The sequence below is a fragment of the Paramicrobacterium humi genome (assembly GCF_900105715.1).
Classification (GTDB): domain Bacteria; phylum Actinomycetota; class Actinomycetes; order Actinomycetales; family Microbacteriaceae; genus Paramicrobacterium; species Paramicrobacterium humi.
The window spans coordinates 956,982-974,354 of the sequence record NZ_FNRY01000001.1; the positions used below are offsets into that span (position 1 = coordinate 956,982).

The 17,373-nt window shown below is 64.4% G+C and carries 19 protein-coding genes; 11 read left to right on the forward strand and 8 right to left on the reverse strand.

The genetic code is table 11. The features are described from left to right. The first annotated feature begins 55 nt into the window (after positions 1 to 55). Positions 56 to 496, forward strand: a complete 441-nt coding sequence (locus BLV49_RS04860) for a YciI family protein (protein ID WP_091180649.1) — start codon at positions 56 to 58, stop codon at positions 494 to 496. Beyond that, positions 489 to 1,757 (forward strand): RNA polymerase sigma factor, encoded by a 1,269-nt coding sequence (locus BLV49_RS04865; protein WP_091180653.1) that lies wholly within the window; start codon positions 489 to 491, stop codon positions 1,755 to 1,757. The genes BLV49_RS04860 and BLV49_RS04865 overlap by 8 nt, the downstream gene beginning before the upstream one ends. Here the strand turns inward: BLV49_RS04865 and BLV49_RS04870 are convergent. Both BLV49_RS04870 and BLV49_RS04875 read right to left on the reverse strand, forming a co-directional pair. Further along, entirely contained in the window at positions 1,751 to 2,032 is a 282-nt protein-coding gene (locus BLV49_RS04870) for a hypothetical protein (protein WP_091180656.1), read from the reverse strand. The two genes, BLV49_RS04865 and BLV49_RS04870, sit on opposite strands and share 7 nt — an antisense overlap. 109 nt (positions 2,033 to 2,141) lie before the next feature. Next, positions 2,142 to 2,681 carry a TspO/MBR family protein gene (locus BLV49_RS04875; protein ID WP_091180659.1) on the reverse strand — a complete coding sequence of 180 codons (540 nt, stop codon included), beginning with the start codon at positions 2,679 to 2,681 and terminating at the stop codon, positions 2,142 to 2,144. A 126-nt stretch (positions 2,682 to 2,807) separates the two neighbouring features. Here BLV49_RS04875 and BLV49_RS04880 point away from each other — a divergent pair, with 126 nt between their 5' ends. Together BLV49_RS04880 and BLV49_RS04885 are read left to right on the forward strand one after the other, a co-directional pair. Beyond that, a complete protein-coding gene (locus BLV49_RS04880) occupies positions 2,808 to 3,407 on the forward strand; it encodes a TetR/AcrR family transcriptional regulator (RefSeq protein WP_091180663.1) in 600 nt (199 codons plus the stop codon). Beyond that, the gene (locus BLV49_RS04885; RefSeq protein WP_176980872.1) at positions 3,407 to 3,766 is read left to right on the forward strand and encodes a DoxX family protein; all 360 of its coding nucleotides are present in this window, start codon (positions 3,407 to 3,409) and stop codon (positions 3,764 to 3,766) included. Before BLV49_RS04880 ends, BLV49_RS04885 begins: the two co-directional genes overlap by 1 nt. A gap of 14 nt (positions 3,767 to 3,780) precedes the next feature. On the opposite strand, the gene BLV49_RS04890 is transcribed toward BLV49_RS04885, so the two are convergent. Both BLV49_RS04890 and BLV49_RS04895 read right to left on the reverse strand, forming a co-directional pair. Then, positions 3,781 to 4,767, reverse strand: a complete 987-nt coding sequence (locus BLV49_RS04890; protein WP_091180667.1) for an aldo/keto reductase — start codon at positions 4,765 to 4,767, stop codon at positions 3,781 to 3,783. Positions 4,768 to 4,901: 134 nt separating this feature from the next. Beyond that, entirely contained in the window at positions 4,902 to 5,780 is an 879-nt protein-coding gene (locus tag BLV49_RS04895; protein ID WP_091180670.1) for a helix-turn-helix domain-containing protein, read from the reverse strand. Positions 5,781 to 5,899: 119 nt separating this feature from the next. Here BLV49_RS04895 and BLV49_RS04900 point away from each other — a divergent pair, with 119 nt between their 5' ends. The 3 genes from BLV49_RS04900 (at position 5,900) to BLV49_RS04910 (ending at position 9,030) form a co-directional block, all read left to right on the forward strand. Further along, positions 5,900 to 6,451 (forward strand): PadR family transcriptional regulator, encoded by a 552-nt coding sequence (locus BLV49_RS04900; RefSeq protein WP_245723538.1) that lies wholly within the window; start codon positions 5,900 to 5,902, stop codon positions 6,449 to 6,451. 90 nt (positions 6,452 to 6,541) lie between these two features. After that, positions 6,542 to 8,236: an ABC1 kinase family protein gene (locus BLV49_RS04905; RefSeq protein WP_091180673.1), complete on the forward strand. Its 1,695-nt coding sequence runs from the start codon at positions 6,542 to 6,544 to the stop codon at positions 8,234 to 8,236. Between the two features lie 71 nt (positions 8,237 to 8,307). Beyond that, positions 8,308 to 9,030 carry an NRDE family protein gene (locus BLV49_RS04910; protein ID WP_091180677.1) on the forward strand — a complete coding sequence of 241 codons (723 nt, stop codon included), beginning with the start codon at positions 8,308 to 8,310 and terminating at the stop codon, positions 9,028 to 9,030. Between the two features lie 26 nt (positions 9,031 to 9,056). Here the strand turns inward: BLV49_RS04910 and BLV49_RS04915 are convergent, their stop codons facing one another. Further along, the gene (locus BLV49_RS04915; protein WP_091180680.1) at positions 9,057 to 9,320 is read right to left on the reverse strand and encodes a DUF1905 domain-containing protein; all 264 of its coding nucleotides are present in this window, start codon (positions 9,318 to 9,320) and stop codon (positions 9,057 to 9,059) included. 90 nt (positions 9,321 to 9,410) lie between these two features. On the opposite strand from BLV49_RS04915, the gene BLV49_RS04920 reads away from it, so the two are divergent. After that, a complete protein-coding gene (locus BLV49_RS04920) occupies positions 9,411 to 10,190 on the forward strand; it encodes an NAD-dependent epimerase/dehydratase family protein (RefSeq protein WP_091180684.1) in 780 nt (259 codons plus the stop codon). 31 nt (positions 10,191 to 10,221) lie between these two features. Here the strand turns inward: BLV49_RS04920 and BLV49_RS04925 are convergent, their stop codons facing one another. Then, the gene (locus tag BLV49_RS04925; protein WP_091186795.1) at positions 10,222 to 10,785 is read right to left on the reverse strand and encodes a dihydrofolate reductase family protein; all 564 of its coding nucleotides are present in this window, start codon (positions 10,783 to 10,785) and stop codon (positions 10,222 to 10,224) included. A 173-nt stretch (positions 10,786 to 10,958) separates the two neighbouring features. Here BLV49_RS04925 and BLV49_RS04930 point away from each other — a divergent pair, with 173 nt between their 5' ends. Both BLV49_RS04930 and BLV49_RS04935 read left to right on the forward strand, forming a co-directional pair. Continuing rightward, on the forward strand, positions 10,959 to 12,017 hold the full coding sequence (locus tag BLV49_RS04930) for an alcohol dehydrogenase catalytic domain-containing protein (protein WP_342706614.1): 1,059 nt from the start codon (positions 10,959 to 10,961) through the stop codon (positions 12,015 to 12,017). A gap of 345 nt (positions 12,018 to 12,362) precedes the next feature. Further along, positions 12,363 to 12,815 (forward strand): DUF488 domain-containing protein, encoded by a 453-nt coding sequence (locus BLV49_RS04935; protein ID WP_218132594.1) that lies wholly within the window; start codon positions 12,363 to 12,365, stop codon positions 12,813 to 12,815. On the opposite strand, the gene BLV49_RS16675 is transcribed toward BLV49_RS04935, so the two are convergent. Beyond that, positions 12,812 to 13,627: a DUF8757 domain-containing protein gene (locus BLV49_RS16675; protein ID WP_143033958.1), complete on the reverse strand. Its 816-nt coding sequence runs from the start codon at positions 13,625 to 13,627 to the stop codon at positions 12,812 to 12,814. The two genes, BLV49_RS04935 and BLV49_RS16675, sit on opposite strands and share 4 nt — an antisense overlap. 166 nt (positions 13,628 to 13,793) lie before the next feature. On the opposite strand from BLV49_RS16675, the gene BLV49_RS04940 reads away from it, so the two are divergent. Further along, a complete protein-coding gene (locus tag BLV49_RS04940; RefSeq protein WP_091180692.1) occupies positions 13,794 to 14,699 on the forward strand; it encodes a DNA-processing protein DprA in 906 nt (301 codons plus the stop codon). A 969-nt stretch (positions 14,700 to 15,668) separates the two neighbouring features. Here the strand turns inward: BLV49_RS04940 and BLV49_RS04945 are convergent. Further along, positions 15,669 to 17,357 carry an SIR2 family protein gene (locus tag BLV49_RS04945; RefSeq protein WP_091180696.1) on the reverse strand — a complete coding sequence of 563 codons (1,689 nt, stop codon included), beginning with the start codon at positions 17,355 to 17,357 and terminating at the stop codon, positions 15,669 to 15,671. Positions 17,358 to 17,373: the final 16 nt, after the last annotated feature.

Here is a 17,373-nt window from a genome sequence, read left to right on the forward strand (position 1 = left end):
GTTCGACGACATAGTAGAAGGACGCAGAGGCGTCCTCTTACTCAAGGAGCACACAATGAAGTACATGCTGATCATGCGCAACGTGAGCGAGACGGCGGTCGAGGCCTACAAGGAGATGGACTTCGAAGAGGTCATCAACGCGATGGGCCGATACAACGAGTCCATGATGAACGCGGGCGTGCTGCTCGCCGGCGAAGGGCTGTCGGATGCCGACGAGGGCTTCGTCGTCGACTTCGCCGCCGAGACGCCGATCGTCACCGACGGCCCGTACGGCGAGATCCACGAGTTGTTCAACGGCTTCTGGATCATCGAAGTGTCGAGCAAGGACGAGGCGATCGAATGGGCGAGCCGGTGCCCGCTCGGCCCGGGCAGCAAGCTCGAAGTGCGTCGCGTCACCGACATGACCGACTTCGAGGACTACGCCGACAACGAGTACGTGAAGAAGGAGGAGGGCTGGCGCGACGAGCAGGCGAAGCGCGCCACGGCCAATGGCTGATCTGCACGCGAGGGTCGCAGCGATCTGGCGCATCGAGGGCGCTCGGGTCGTCGCGACCCTCGCGCGCGTCACGGGAGATGTCGGCCTCGCCGAAGATCTCGCGCAGGACGCCGTCATCGCCGCCCTCGAGCAGTGGGACGCGGACGGCGTCCCCGCGAATCCGGGTGCGTGGCTCACCGCCGTCGCCAAGCGGCGCGCGATTGACGCATGGCGGCGCCGGGACCGGCTCGAAGAGCGTTACCGGGAGCTCGCGCGCAACCTCGAGGAGGCTCGCGATGACGAGTGGCGGCCGATCGGTGACGACGTGCTCCGGCTCGTGTTCACCGCGTGCCACCCGGTGCTGTCACGCGAGTCGCAGGTGGCGCTGACCCTTCGAGTCGTTGGCGGTCTCACCTCGGTGGAGATCGGGCGGATGCTGCTCTCCCCGGTCGCGACGGTTCAGCAGCGCATCACCCGCGCGAAGCGCACGCTCGCCGAGGCTCACGTGCCATTCGAGACGCCGGAGCCCAACGAGTGGCCGCAGCGCCTGAGCGGCGTTCTGGGCGTGGTCTACCTCGTCTTCACCGAAGGCTACGCGGCGACGGCGGGAGACGCGTGGATGCGTCCCGATCTCGCGAACGAAGCCCTGCGGCTCGGCCGCGTGCTCGCCGGTCTGCTCCCGCGCGAGCCCGAAGTGCACGCGCTCGTTGCCCTCATGGAGTTCCAGGCCTCGCGGTTTGGTGCGCGAACGGATGCCGCCGGCAACCCGATTCTGCTCGCCGACCAGGAGCGGGGGCGCTGGGACCTGGCGCAGATTCGTCGCGGCAGCGCGTCCCTCGCTCGCGCCGACGCGCTCGGCCGCGGACGGGGCTCGTATTCGCTTCAGGCCGCGATCGCGCAGTGCCACGCTCTCGCGTCGAGCGTCGAGTCGACGGACTGGGACCGGATAGTGCTGCTCTACGAGGCACTGGGGAATCTCGCTCCCAACCCGATCGTCGATCTCAATCGCGCGGTCGCCGTGTCGATGGCGACCGGCCCCGCAAGCGCTCTGCGGATCGTCGACGAACTGGCCGCGGCAGGCGCACTGCGGGGCTCGCACCTGCTGCCGAGCGTGCGCGGCGAACTGCTCGCCCGGCTGGGCAGGCGGGAGGAGGCGCGGGTCGAGCTGATCGCCGCGGCGGAGCTGACGCAGAACGAACGCGAGAAGCATGCGCTGATCCTCAAGGCTGAAGCGCTCACACCTTTCGAGATCCAGGATCGCGGCGGGCGAACCGCTCACTGACGTATCGCGCGTGACCGGCTCGCACGGGACGTCTTTGCTGCTTCCGCCAGGCCGATGAGCAATCCCGCCGTGACCGCGGCGGGAAACCCCAGGATCATCGCGAAGTAGAAAACGAAGATACCGCCCGAGAATCCATCGAGAGCCGCCAAGAAGACGCACGCGATGATGGTCGCTGCACCTGCACCCCAGCAGGCTGAGACGACACGGTACGCAATGGAGCGTTGCAGGGGTCGATCCGACATGCCGATCGCCCCGAATGCGCCAAGGATTGCCACAGCGCCCACCGCGAGTCCCAGCGTCCCCCACGCGTGAATGCCGCACGCACGCCTCCCTCGACGCGCATCACTCTACTGGTGGCAAGGCCCCTCTGCCTCGGTGCGCGACTCAGCTGTTCAGCGCTCGGATGCGCGAGGTGAGAAGCGATGCGAACCAGCACCACGCGGCGTACGGAACGAGCAGCAGACCGAGGCCCTTGTTCACCCGGCCCGCGCGGCGCGCGAGGTCTGTGCTGCTGACCGCCAAGCCACTCGCCGTGACGCGAGCGAGGTCGAGGTCGTGCATGCGGAAGAAGGTCCACGACCAGCCGGCGTTGAGCGCGAGGTTCGCGAGCAGAGCGCGGCGGTAGCCGCGCGCCGGGTTGTCCGGGGCGACGGCTTCGGCGGCCTCCCCTCCCCCTGCCGCTGTGACAAGTCGAGTGCGAGCCGCGCGCCGTTTTGCGCCGACGCTGAGCACGCCCGCCGACGCGAGCGCGATGCTCGCGTATAGCGCCGGCCACACGATCGGGAACACGCTGCGGCTCGGCTGGAAGTCGGGCTTGCGCAGTTTGCGGTACCAGCGGCTGTCGACGTCTTGCGTGGCGATCGACCCCACGGCCGCGGTGGCGGTGACGAGAGCGCCCGTTGTGAGGAGCTTCCTTGCGAACATGCATCTTCTCCTTCGAGAGTTGCTCGCCATGCTACGTCGACTGCCCCGTGGTGAACAGGGGGTGGCGGATCGCGCCACGACGGTGAAGGTTGCGGATGCGCCTTCCCGCGCGCTACAGTACTGAACATGTTCAGTGAACGCGTTCAGTCTCGGAGTGACCGTCGGAACGAGACCCGCCTGCACGTCATTTCGGTGGCTGAGCGGCTCTTCCGGGAGCAGGGTTTCTCGGCAACCTCTATCAGGCAGATCGCAATCGAGGCGGGAGTCAGCACGGGCACCGTGATGGCCGCCGGCGACAAGGGCGCACTGCTCGTCGCCGTGTTCGAATCCGCGGTTGCCACCATGCAGCGCGAGCAGCGTCGTCCTGTGACAGCGCCAGATGGCGATGCGGGAGAACGCATCCTGGCGCTGCTTCAGCCGTTCCTCGAGCTGTTCTCGAGTGACGAGAAGCTCTCGCGAGAGTATGCGGCACTGCTGGTGCGCGGCTCCCACGACTCCGTCATCTTCACGCGTCTGGCCGACGAGCTGCTCCAGTCGCTCACGCACGAATTCACCCGGTCGGGGCTGTCGCCGGAGCGTGCGGCAGCGGCATCCCGAACCGTCTATTTCGCCTACCTCGGAATCCTCTTCGCGTGGGCGGGCAGCGGCTCAGACCTCCCCGCGGCGCTGCGCGAGCTGAGATCCATCGTCGCGGTCATCTCGTCCAGCCCAGATTCGGAGTCGTGATGATTCTCCTGCCCGGTCCCTGGTGGCCGACCGTCGTTCTCGCCCTGATCATCTTCAGCGACGCGATTCTGACCGCGTTGCCGCCGCGCTTCGTTCGCGATTGCCTCACCGGCGTGCGCTTCCCGCGCGAGTGGTGGTGGACCCTCGTAGTCGTCAAGCTTCTGGCAGCTGCGGGTCTCCTCCTCGGCCTCGCGGTGCCCGGGGTCGCATTCGCCGCAAACGCCGGCGTCGTCGCGTACTTCGCCGTCGCCGGCTACGCGCACATCCGCGTTCGCTTCATGCGCAGCGAGTTCTGGGTCAACTGCCTCGGCATGCTCGCGCTGTCACTCGCCGTACTTCTGGTCTCCTACCTCGGCTGAGGCATCGCCGCCGGCTACAGCCCGACCATTCTCATCCCCGCATCGTCGTAGCGGTTTCCGGCGACACCCACTCGCTCGACGAGCGCGTTGAGGTCCGCGATGTCGTCAGCTGAGAGCGCGACTGCCGTGGCACCCATGTTCTCGTCGATGCGCTCACGTCGCCGCGTGCCGGGGATGGGCACGATGAACGGATACTGCGCCAGCAGCCACGCGAGGGCGACCTGGCCCGGAGTGGCACTCCGCTGCTCGGCGAGGGCTCGAACGTGGTCGATGAGCGCCTCGTTGGCGGCGAGGTTCTCGGCCTCGAAGCGCGGCACCCGCGCGCGGATCTCCCCCGGGGCGAACGTGTCGCCGGGCGACACCGTTCCCGTGAGGAAGCCCTTGCCGAGCGGACTGAACGGCACGAAGCCGATGCCGAGTTCCGCGCACGTGGGCAGCACCTCGGCCTCCGGATCCCGCGTCCACAGCGAGTACTCGCTCTGCACGGCGGTCACCGGGAAGACGGCGTGCGCCCGCCGGATCGTCGCTGCACTCGCCTCAGAGAGGCCGAAGTGCTTCACCTTCCCCTCCGCGACGAGCTCTCCCACGACGCCGGCGACGTCCTCGATGGGAACGTTCGGGTCGACGCGGTGCTGGTAGAACAGGTCGATGCTGTCGACGCCGAGCCGCTTGAGGGAGCCCTCGGCGACTCGGCGAATCTGCTCGGGTCGAGAATCCGTGCCCTGCATGCGGCCATCGACGATGTTCCAGCCGAACTTCGTCGCCACCGCGACGCGGTCCCTGATCGGCGCGATGGCCTCGCCGACGAGCTCCTCGTTCACGTACGGTCCGTACACCTCGGCGGTGTCGATCAGGGTGATTCCCTGCTCTACGGCGTAGCGCAGCACGCCGATCATGTCATCGCGGTCTCCGGGATTCGGCCCGTAGCTCTGCGACATCCCCATCGCGCCGAAGCCGACGGCCGAGACCTCGAGTCCTTGTCCGAGTGCCCTGGTGTGCATGTGTCGCTCCTCTTCTCTCTTGACGACTGAATCACCTGCCGTTGCGATGCGTTCGCCAACGTGCTCATGAACACTCAATAGCGGATGCCGCCAGCCAACCAGTCACGGATCTTCCATGTACTGGCAGGGCACCCTCAGCGAGCCTCGGCCTCGTCGGCGACGCTCCTCGTCTTGTCGACGGCAAGGCTGCCGAGGATGGCAAGACGCTCCTCCGTCGCGCTTCCCGGCTCCGCGGTATAGGCGAACATGGACCATTCGGGGTCGGCGGGCAGCTCCACCGCCTCATAGGCGAGTTCGAGGTCGCCGACCTCGGGGTGCCGAATGCGCTTGATGCCCGTTCGATGGTGGCGCACATTGTGCGCGGCCCAGCGCTCTCTGAAGAAGTCGCTTCGGGTCACGAGTTCGCCGATGAGGTCGGTGAGGCCTCGATCGCGGGGGTTCTGCCCCGCATAGCTTCGCAGGGTCGCGACAAGGTCGTCCGCGGACGGCTCCCACGCCGGGAAGAACGAGTGAGCGGCGGGATTGAGAAACATGAACCGTGCGGTGTTCGCCTGGTTCACCGGGTCATCGAGGATCGGCGCATACAGTGCGCGACCGAGAGGGTTGGCGGCGACGAAGGTCATGCGTCGGTCGCGCACCCAGACGGGGGCCCCGGTGACGGCGTCCAAGAACCGCTGCAGGGTCGGGCGAACCGCCTGCTCCGCGGGGCGCTTGCGGGAGCGGACGGGCTGCGGTCCCGCGGACCGCGCCAGGTCGATCAGGTGGTCGACTTCGGCGTCGTCGAGCCGGAGGGCACGGGCGACGCTGTCGAGCACCTCGGCGGAGACGCCCCCGAGGTTGCCGCGTTCCATCCTCGCGTAGTACTCGACGCTCACGCCGGCGAGCAGCGCAACTTCCTCCCGGCGCAACCCGGTGACCCGCCGTCGCGTGCCACCAAGAATTCCCGCTTGCTCCGGCGTGATCCGGCCCCGACGTGTGCGCAGAAACTCCGAGATCTCGACTCGCTGGTCCATGACTCCTACGGTAGATCTCCGCGCCACGGTATGGGAGGCACCATCAGTACACCGTTGCGCACCTCTTCCCTACCGACTGTGAACGATATATCGTTAACCACCACTTCGAGGAGGCCACAGTGAACAACTCATTCAACTCACACATGTTCGGGGCTGCGGGAGGTCCCGCGTCCGCGATCGTCGATGCGATGGATCAGCTTCGCAAGTCCTTCGAGCAGCACGCCGGCCCCTCACGCATGGCACGCGGCGATGTGCGCGCCGCCGTGCTGGCGCTGCTCGCGATCGAGCCGATGCACGGCTACCAGATCATGCACGAGATCGAAGAGCGCAGCGGCGGCGCATGGAAGCCAAGCGCCGGCTCGGTGTACCCGACTCTCCAACAGCTCTCCGACGAGGGACTCATCACGGCGGAAGAGCTGAACGGCCGCAAGACCTACTCGCTCACGGATACCGGTCGCGAAGCGGCGGACTCGGCCGACGCCCCGGCGCCGTGGGAGGCGAAAGGCGCACGGAACGGCTCCCGTCACGCTGCGCTCACGAAGGCCGGCATCGACCTCGCGAGCGCGACGGCGCAGGTTGCCCGGACGGGCACCCCCGAACAGGCGCAGCAGGCCGTCGCCATCCTCGACGACGCGCGTCGTAAGCTGTACTCGATCCTTGCGGAGGGCTGACGATCTGAACGCGGTGGCGTGGCGGGGCTTCTCGCCTCACGTCGCTCGGTAAACCACAGGCCCGGCCTGGGCCGGTGAGAGGATGACGCGATGACGGACGGCGTCTACCGCGCCCGCTACCGCCGCATTCTGCGCTTTGCCGCACGGCAGCTCGTGCAGATCTGGTGGTACGAGCTGTTCCTCCCGCGGGTCGGCCTCGAGGCGCTCGCGGAGCGTTCCCGCAAGGCGCGCACGCGGCGTCTCGCCCGACGGTTCCGCACGCTCGCCATCGAGCTCGGCGGCCTCATGATCAAGGTCGGCCAATTCCTCTCCTCGCGCATGGACGTCCTCCCGCCCGAGGTCACGGCGGAACTCGCCGATCTGCAGGATGAAGTGCCCGCGGTGCCGTTTCACGCGATCAAGAAGCTCGCCGAAGCCGAACTCGGTGTGCCGCTCGAACGGGCCTATGCCTGGTTCGATGAAACGCCCATCGCGGCGGCATCCCTCGGGCAGGCGCACCGAGCCCGTCTCTCGGAACTCCAGGCGGCCGACGCCGGGTTCAGCGAGGTCGTCGTCAAAGTGCAGCGCCCTGGCATCGACAAGATCATCGCCGTTGATCTCGCGGCGCTTCGCCGCACGGCGGGATGGCTGCGCAAGGTGCGCATCGTCTCGGAGCGCGTCGACGTCCGCGCTCTCGTCGAGGAGTTCGCGCAGACGAGCCTCGAAGAGGTCGACTACCTCCACGAGGCGGCGAGCGCCGAGCGGTTCGCCGAGAACTTCGCCGGCGACTCGCGCGTCAACGTTCCCGAGGTCGCTTGGGAACGCACGACAAGACGCGTTCTCACCCTGTCGAACGTCGCCGCGATAAAGATCAACGACACGGCAGCCCTGCGCGCGGCCGGAATCGACCCGGCAGACGTCGCCGACGGCTTCGCCGATGTCATGTTCGAGCAGGTCTTCACCCACGGCTTCTTCCATGCCGACCCTCATCCGGGCAACATCTTCGTCACGCCGATCGCCGGCCGAACGGAAGGCGGGCGCCCCGCGTGGCGGCTGACCTTCATCGATTTCGGCATGATGGGCGAGGTTCCCGACGGCATCAGGGGCGGTCTTCGCGCGCTCGTCATCGCGGTCGCCGCGCGCGACGGGCACAAGCTCGTCCAGGCCGCCCAAGAGATCGGCATGCTGCTGCCGGCAGCCAACACGGCGGAGTTCGAGCGCGCGCTGACCCAGTTGTTCGCACGCTTCGGCGGGATGGGCTTCGTGGAGCTCAGCCACATCGATCCGCGCGAGTTCCGCGACTTCGCGAGCGAGTTCGGCGACACGATCCGCTCCCTGCCGTTCCAGCTTCCCGAGAAGCTTCTGCTGCTCTTCCGCGCCGTGTCGCTCACCTCCGGAATGTGCAGCGGCCTCAATCCCGCCTTCAACGTGTGGGACGCCGTCGAACCCTACGCGAACCAGCTCCTGCGCGATGAGGCTCGCAGCACCGTGAAGGAGGTCGCTCAGCAGGCCTGGACGACCGTCGGCGTCACCGCGCGCCTGCCCCAGCGCATCGACGCCGTCATCACGACGATCGAGCAGGGCGAGATCACCTTCGACACCTCGCGCCTCGAACGTCGCCTGAATCGGCTCGAGCGCATCGGCCTCCGCGCCGTCTCCGCGCTCCTGTTCGCCGGGCTCTTGATCGGTGGAGCGCTGCTTCTGCCCTTCAACACACCGGTCGCGATCGTTCTCATGGTCGTGTCCGTCATTCCGCTCGTGCACGTGCTGCTCACCGGCTTCCTCGAACGCCGCGGGCCGCAGTGACGCTTGGCCGGGTTGCCGACCCACGCGGTACAGTCGGGAAGTGTCGGCTTCAGAACAGAACGGAGGGCGCCGTGTGCACGGTCTTCATTCGGGTTCCGGATGCCGCTGACGCTCCCATCCGCCTGCTCGCCGTGCGCGATGAGGATCCGGCACGCGCGTGGAATCCGCTCGGCGCGTGGTGGCCCGACACCCTTCCCGGCGTGCTTGGCGTGCGCGACGTCCGCGCTGGCGGAGCCTGGCTCGCCGCCGACCCGGCGCGGTCTCGGCTCGCCGTGCTGCTGAACCGCGCCGACGTGCTCAGGCGCCCCGACTCCGAGCTCGTCTCGCGCGGCGCCATCGTCCTCGACTCCGTCGCCGGCCGCTCCCCTGCCGAAGAGCCGCCGGCCCACGGGTTCAACCTCGTCGAGATCGACGCGCACGGCGCGCGAGTGATCACGTGGAACGGCGTGGAGCTCACGACGACGCCCCTCGAACCCGGCTCGCACATGATCGCGCACGACGGCCTGGACGACCCGGCGACGCCGCGCATCGCCCGGTGGCTTGACGAATTCCGCGACACGGGCGTTGCCGACGGCGAGCGCTGGTGGGAGCCGTGGCTGCAGCTCGTCGCTCGGTCCGCGGCACTCGATCCCACCGACGACGACGCGATCATCCGCGACAACCGCGCCCACGGCTTCCCGACCCTGTCGCTTCTCGCGTGCACCGCCTCGGTTTCGTCCGAGGGCGTCGACCTGACCTACGGTGAGCTGACCGAGCCCGGCCATTGGGGCGGTCTCGAGTTCGCGCCCGCCTAAGCGTGACTCCGCCCGACCGCACGGGATCAGCGGTCAGGGTCGACGTCGAGCCCCACTTCGATCTCGTCACCCGCACCACGACCCGTCTTCTTCCGCGTGTCGGCATTGAACGAGACGAGGTAGCGACCGCCCATCACGCCGATGGTCTTCTTGTACGCGTAGCCGCCGTCGATGGTGACGATGACGGGAACGCGCTTGCCTCGATCGAAGCTCTGCACAACCTCCTCGGGAACGACGATTCCCACGTTGTTGCCGCCGGTCGATTCGAGAACAGTGCGGAAGACTGCCATGACAGCTCCTTGGTTTCGTCCGGTGCCCATTCTCGAGCCACCGCCCGGCCGTGTGCAAGACTCTGAAGCCAACGACAGGTGGGGGCGCGGATGGACAGAATCGCGATCACCGGCGCGGCGGGGAGAATCGGCGCCACTGTGCTGCCGCTGCTGCGCCGACCAGAACGGGAGTTCGTGCTCATCGATTCGAAACGCGTCAGCTCAGCGGCATCCGATGATGTCGTCATCGAGCTGGACATTCTCGATCGTGACGCGCTGCGCGAGGCGTTCCGCGGCGCGGACACGGTCATCCACTTGGCCGGCATCCCGAGCGAGACGGCGTGGGAGGACCTGCTGCAGACGAACATCGACGGGACGCAGGCTGTGCTCGAGGCGGCGAAGGACGCGCGCGTCGGGAGCATCATGCTCGCGAGTTCCATTCACGCTGTCGGAATGTCGACGATGGAAGACGCGCGTCGCACCGGCACGCTCATTCCGCGTCCCGAGGGGTTCTACGGGGTATCGAAGGCCGCGATGGAAGCCCTCGGCAGCATGTACGCCGACCGGTATGGGATGACCGTCGTCTCCGCGCGCATCTGCGCATTCTCCGACGACCCCGAATCCGGACTGGGGCCGCAAACCTGGTTCGCTCCAGCCGACGCGGCCCGCCTCATCGAGGCCGTCCACGCTCTCGACCGACCAGGACATCACATCGTCTGGGGCGTCTCGGCTACGGGAGCCGACGCCCTCGAGGTGGCCGAGGGGCAGGGAATCGGCTTCCACCCCGCAGAGCGCGCAGCCGTCTCTGCATCCAGCGCCTTGGCGCCCGACACTCGCCTCGCCGGCCCCGCCGCCGAGGCGCGCAATATGCCCGGCGAGCACTGGAGCTAGCGGCAGCGCGCACGCTGCCGCCGCGTCATCGTCAGGCCGGAACGGGCCGGTATCGCACGGCGACAGCTCCCGACCGGAACTCATGGCGCTCCACGAGCTCAAGCTGGATGCGCTCGCGCAGGCCGGCCAGCAACGTCGGCCCGTGTCCGGCAAGGATCGGCTGCACGATGAATTCGTACTCGTCGATGAGTCCCAGATCTGCCAACGCCAGGGGCAGCGTCACGCCGCCCACCCACAAGCCTTCACCTGGCTCCTGCTTGAGCCGCTCAAGCGCGTGCCCTAGGTCGCCGCGCACCAGCTCGGCATTCCAATCGACTCCGCTCAGGGTGCTCGACACGACGTACTTCTTCGCCTTGTCGATCGCCTCGGCGAACGGAAGCTCCCACTCATCCATCCACTCGGGCCAGGTCCCCGTGGCCGGCTTCCGCCACGCCTGCGCCATCATCTCGTACGTCACCCGACCGAAGAGCAGGGCATCAGCCCGTGCCATCTCAGCGGACCAGTAGCGCATCGACTCCTCGTCCGGGGGAAGCCCTGCCTCGTGATGGCAGCAGCCGTCGAGCGTGACGTTGATCGAGTATCGAAGTGGTCTCATCTCGTGTTCTCCCTCGATGCGGGCCGCGTCGCCCATCGATAGGTTCCCACCGGTGATCGCTGCCCGTCTACAAATTGCCCCCTCACAGCGTTGAGATGGAGCATGCTCTCGCCGGAATGCTCCGAAGCACAACCGGGTTGCACCGAGTGACCCACCGACAGGAGGCTAGTCTCGTGCGCGCACTCATCCACCACGCTTTCGGCGACCCCAGCAGCGAACTCCACATCGAGACCGTCCCCGATCCGGTTCCCGGCCCAGGCCAGGTACTGATTCGGATGTCCGCCTCGCCCATCCACAACCACGATCTGCTCACCGTTGCGGGCGACTACGGCTTCAAGCCCGAACTGCCGGCCGCGTCTGGGACCGAGGCGACCGGCGTCGTCGAGGCACTGGGCGAGGGAGTCTCTCACCTCGCGATTGGCCAGCGCGTGACCGGCGGTTCGTTCGGCGCCTGGGCGGAGAAATACGTCGCGAACGCGGCCGGTCTCGTCCCTGTGCCCGATTCACTCGACGACGGGACCGCCGCCCAGCTCATCTCAATGCCAGCAAGCGCGCTCGCGCTGCTGAACACGCTGAAGGCGAGCCAGGGCGACTGGATCGCACAGAACGCGGCAGGCGGCGCCGTCGGTCGATTGGTCGCACAGTTCGCCCGCAGCCGGGACGTGAATGTTCTCGGCCTCGTGCGACGCAGCGCGGGTGTCGAGGAGCTCGCGGAGGCAGGAATCCAGAACATCGTCGCTACCGACGCGGATGGCTGGCGCGAGCGCGTCACCGAGATCACTGACGGTGCGGCGATCATCGCGGGCGTCGACTCAGTCGGCGGGACCGCGACCGGCGACATGCTCAGCCTGGTCACCGATGGCGGCCGGCTTGTGCTGTTCGGCGGCATGGCCTCGTGGCGAATGGAGGCCGCGATCGCCGACGTCATCTTCCGTGGCGTCACGATCGAGGGCTTCTGGGGTGCGAAGGTGATGCCCGCATTGGCTCCCGAGGCGCGCAGTGCCCTGATCGGCGAGGTGATTCAGCGGGCCGTCGCCGGCGACATCACGCTTCCCGTCGAGGAAGTCTTCCCCTCGAACGGATTGCCGACGCCATCGCCGCCCACAACCGCCCCGGGCGTGCCGGCAAAGTGCTCCTGCGCGCCTGATCCTCTTCTCGCAGGGCGAACGAGAACAGCCCCAGATCCGGAGGTCAAATCTCCTGATCAGGGGCTGCTTCATTCGCGTGGGTGATTCCGTAAATCCCGGATGCCGCCTGATTGCTGGACACGTACCGTACAGGAAACTGACCGTTCCACGCTAAGAGCAGACTCATTCCAGCAGCTCAAAGCCTGGTGCGACGGCTGGCTCCGCGGCGCGGGATTCAGTGCTGGTTTCTGCGGTCTTGAGTCGACCGGCGGTGGGAAGAGAGACTCGCTGCTTCAAGCTTCAGAGTCAGTCGGCGATTCGACGCAGTCGGGCGAGCCGGGACAGCTAGGCTACGAAAGGTTCGCTCCTATGCACGGCGGTGGGGCACGGTTCCTCGCACTCCCGCCTCTCGACTCAAGAAGTAGCGGTTCTCGTGAGAGGATGGCTTCGATGTGGACTGAAACCGGCGGGCTAATTGGCGTTGGCTATGAGGGCTTAGCCGTCGAAGAACTGTCGGACAGACTCTCGCGATGGGGCGTCACCCTGCTGGTAGACGTTCGCCTCAACGCTATCTCTCGAAAACCCGGTTTCTCGAAGAGCCGACTAGCCGCTCACCTAGCCGAACACGGGATCGCATACCTCCATCGCCCGGCACTAGGTAACCCAAAGGACAACCGCGCCGGTTATGCATATACCGGCACAAATGACGGTAACGCCGCCCGCGCAACTTTCCGGGAGAGGTTGGCTGCCAAGCCAGCCGCGGATGCACTTCACGAACTGGCCGAGCTCGCTGCCCATCAACACGTTGCAGTCTTCTGTTTTGAGCAATCCGAGCTTCATTGTCATCGGCATGAAGTTCTGCACGAGGCGAATCTCTTGCTCGACGTCGCCCAGACCTGCTAGAGGTCGAACAGTGGCACATCCATGGCGGTAGTCCGGTCAGGGTAATACACGCCAAGCACACTGAAGTTGTGCCTCTTCCGAGGGTCCTCAAAATTGCCCATGAAGAAGGACGTCATCTTTCTCGGATTCATCATCTGGTAAACAAACCTCGTCTTGACCGCAGCTCGAAGTTCTTCGTCACTTTTCCCCTTGAGATGTCGCTGTAGTTCGCTCAGCTCCCAATCCAATATTTGGCCCGTATGCGTGGGACACGGTGGCTCCGAGCATCGGTATCGATAGCTCACTTTGAATCGCGGCGCTACCAGCTTCGGCGGTACAAGTCTTGAGCCGAACAGGTCGGCACTCGGCATTTCCATTGCGGCCGCAATTTTCTTCGCTTCCGCGGGAGTCCATCCGGGGTGCTTAGCGAAGTCAAAACGAACGATCTCAGCGATATCCACCATGCCAAGCGAAGGCGCGTTATGTGCCACCGATGCATTCCGTCGCATTTCACAGGTCGAGGTGCGGGCGACGTGCCGCATGATCGGCTCACGATCCTTCCATTTGTCCTTGTGAGCAACTCTCTCTATTGAATCGATGGTGGGCGAATAACTCTCAGGACGCGAGTCCTGGTCTCGCCTACGCAATTCGACTCGGACCACGTCGTACTTTTTGAACTGTTGATCCGAACCGAGCCATCTAAATGGGATCGGATAGATTCGAACCCAGTCGAAGCGGCCACCGTCGATCCTGATACCTGCAACGCACACAGTGTCGCCGTACTTGAGGGATGGTTGCGGCGAAGTCTTCACCGTGATGAGAACATCGGCCATCTCGCTACTTACGCGCATAAATACGAATGTAGTTCTGGCAAGTGAAGCAGACCTGCCCCAGTTGAGGCCACGCGATAGTCGTCGAGCGGCGCCGCGCTTCGCTCTGACGTGCCTTCCCATCAGAGAGGAAAGGGCAAATGTCGGGACCTCGGACTAGTCTGGGCGTATGGAACGGCCATTGGAAGACTTGGCATTGTTCGCGATGGCAACCACTCCCCGATTCTCGTGGGCCAAGACTCGGCTGCGTATTGAGGAGTTCGGTTCTGCTGAGGCAGTACTTAGGTTGAAGTTCTCCAACGAGCTACTCGATGACGGATTCGATCAGGAAATCCGAACCGCCAGCCAAGCAATAGACAGCTATGAAGCGCAGGGTTTCCATCTCTCGACAATAAGAGGTGATGGATACCCCCGCCAGCTACGCACGGTGCACGACGCCCCGCCCGTTTTATGGTGGCAAGGTTTTCATGACGTCGGCGACGAAGACTCAGTAGCCATCGTGGGTACTCGGGCGCCCGATGAGTGGGGTAAGGAATTTGCCCGTAGTCTTGCGCGACTCCTCGCAATTCAGGGAGTGCCGGTCGTTAGCGGTCTTGCTCGAGGAATCGACGGCGTGGCGATGCGCGCCTCCCTCGAGGCCGGTGGACGCACCATCGGCGTGATTGGCGCTGGTCTCGGCGTCTACTACCCGCCCGAGCACCGTGATCTTCAGGACGAGGTCGCGAACAGCCTCCTCCTCTCCCAGTTTGCCCCTGGAACAGCCGTATCGAAGCCGAAGTTCCCAATGCGCAACATCACGATGTCCGGGTTTGCGTCTCTGACTGTGATCGTCCAAGCTGGAGAGACGTCGGGAACTATGCATCAGGCCAAGGCCGCGGTGAAACACGGGCGCCCAGTCATCATTACGAGCCAAGTGCTGCGCTCAGCCGGCTGGGCACGTGACCTTAAGCGCGAAGGCTACGAAGTGACTGTCGTCGACACGCCGCGGGAGGCGTTCACTGCTGTGCAGGAAATCCACCGGAGCCGCAGGGCCGCAGCGGGCGACTGGGGGTTCGGCACCCTCCTCCGCGCTTGAGCCAGCCGGCCGCCGAGGATCTTGAGCGCCAGATCCGCGGTACCTACGTCAACCCGCCGTCGGCTACGGCGGGCCTTTGCTCGGTATGCACTGCCCCAACGAGTGGACCGCTTTACACGATGTGTGTTCCATGCGAAAACCATTCCAGATGGGGCGGTCAATTGTCGCGCGGCGTAGTGATGCTCAGTTGGGCACCGATGGCGCAAATAGAGAATTACTCGGGTCAAGGCTACTCGGACCTTCTCCATTACAAGCGGCCTGACGGCACACCAATGCAGCAGGCCCGGCTTCGCTCTCTCATGTGGCTGGCCTTTACGAAACACGCCGAATGCATAATTCCGGACCATACCGAGCGGTCATTCGCAATAGCAGCTGTTCCCAGTACGAGTGGGCTCCGCGACGGCCCACATCCCTTTACAACGAACTTCCTGTCGATGTTCGCCAATTCAATTCCGCGGGTTACACCTCGGTACGTTGGGCGATCCGATAACGAACGAAACGAGCGTAGGCGGTTAGACCCTGCCAACTGGCACATCGATACAGAGGAATTAGGTGAGATCAAGCGCGTGCTTATCCTCGACGATACGTGGGTCAGTGGGGGGCATGTTCAGTCGGTCGCTGCCGCGTTCGAGCTTGCGGGGATCGCAACGCGTGCTGTTGTACTGGGCCGTGCCCTGGACCCAAGCCGATCTGACCACGGTACGTTTCTGCGATGCCATCAAGCCTCGCCCTTTGATAGCAATATCTGTCCGGTCCATCGAGCCCGACGAGACAGCATAAGCGGATGCCAGAAGCCGCCGCCAGCATAGATACACCAATCCACGCTCCTGCTTGTGTCTACGTGCTCCGCGATCGTGTATGACCGAACATGCCCTACACACGCTCGATCGCTCAACACTCACCAGAACATACTTTCCGCCCGCGCTCCATCTCCGCGGACGCCGACGAAGACTGCTCGCAGCAGCGAAGCTATGCACACTTGAAACCCAGTTCTCGGTGCAGTTCGCGCCGGTCTCCGTCGAATCCGTGCCCAAAGGCAAGCAGATCGAACCGAGAACACAGCTTAGCCAAGGGTGTTTGTATGGTCGTCTTGCCAACGAGTTCGGGACGTAGGTATTCACGTAGGACAAGAACATCTTCCAGTTCGTACCGACAACCGACGCCGAGATTTGTCGCGAGATCCGGGTAGGAGGCGAGCAGCTCTGAGAAACGGAGCTGATCCCACTCCGGCGGCCGGCGCCCAGGATATGGAGTCAATGCAGTTTCTCCTTCAAGCAAGGCTCGCGCCCGCCTGGGCAGCGCCGAAAGGTCAACGGTGTCCCCGGCTCGCTCGGCGAGAAACAAGGGATACCAAATTGGAGCAAACTTTGCCACTCGGAATACCGACGGCAGCAACTCATTCATCATGTTCGGAACATTATGGTCTGTTGCGCCCACAAGCATGTCGAGAAAGAACTCTGTGCGAGTGAACGCCGAGTATCCCTTGAGCCCCAGGCGCTCCATGGTCCCGACTCCGACGACGACTTCAACCTCGTCTTCGCGAGCTTCTTCGAAGGGGAGGACATACACGCGTCCCGTCGGCTCACTCGAGTACGCCAGCTGGTACACACTTTCGCTCAACTGCCGCAACAGACGAACTGGAAAATGCTGCGGGAGCTCTGCCAGGACATCATAGAGAGATCCATAGTCTTCAATGATCAGTTCTTGGACGCGAAAACTGTGTTCCTCAACGGTAATCGTCGAGTCCCGGAGGCCTTCCGCACGATCGATTTTCGGACGGTTAACGAAGATGAGACGCCGATTGAGCGTATCCAGCTGTTCCTCCGTCAAGCACTCGACGAGGTTGCCCAGAAGCTTTTGGATGTGAGAGTCCGTAAGGCTGTAGCCCAGAAAGATCACTGGATGCTCGACAAAGAGCGTGAGTACCTTTGCGATAAGGTATGGGTTGCGGGCCCAGTACTCCTTGTAGTCCTCATCTGTCAAAACCATTGATGTCGGATCCCCGGCCGATCCATGTATTTTGTAAATCTCGCCCACAGCTTGGGTCGCAGAGAATAGTACCGACTGCTGTCCCACATAAAGCTCTAAGTCAGGGAGAGCATCTTCAAGGATCGAGTCATAGTTGGTCGTAATTACTGCGTGAGTCCGTACAGCAGAGAGCTTTTCCATCTCCTCAGCTATCGTCTCGTCATTAGTAATCGAGAGACCCTGGAGGTATTGGGCAAGCTCGATCTTCAATGGATCGCCCGTGTTGCGCACAAGCTTTTCGTACTTGTCGCGACTAGCCACATACTCCGGATCGTCGAACCATTCTCGGTAAAAATCCTCGGCAATCCGCGACGCGATGCGCGGAAGCCGCAGATTAGAGGGACCGTCGGCGGCTAGTCCCTCGTAGTAGCTCAGCGACCGATGAACCAGGGTCGCAGCGTACTCGAGTAAACCTGCCCAAGTGGGAGAACCGAGGTACCGCTGAGATAGCCCGGAGCCAACAAAGAGAACCGGTAACGTATTTGAACTGGAGAGCAGAGATTTGATCTCCTTCAAGGCCTCCACCATCAACCCCTCATTCGTCGTCGCAAGAACCTGCTCGCTTGAGCTCAAGAAAACGAGGCTCCTCGCTACGTCAATGCTAGGCCTCCCCCAGAATCTCTCAGCCACCCATAAAGAGCGCCTT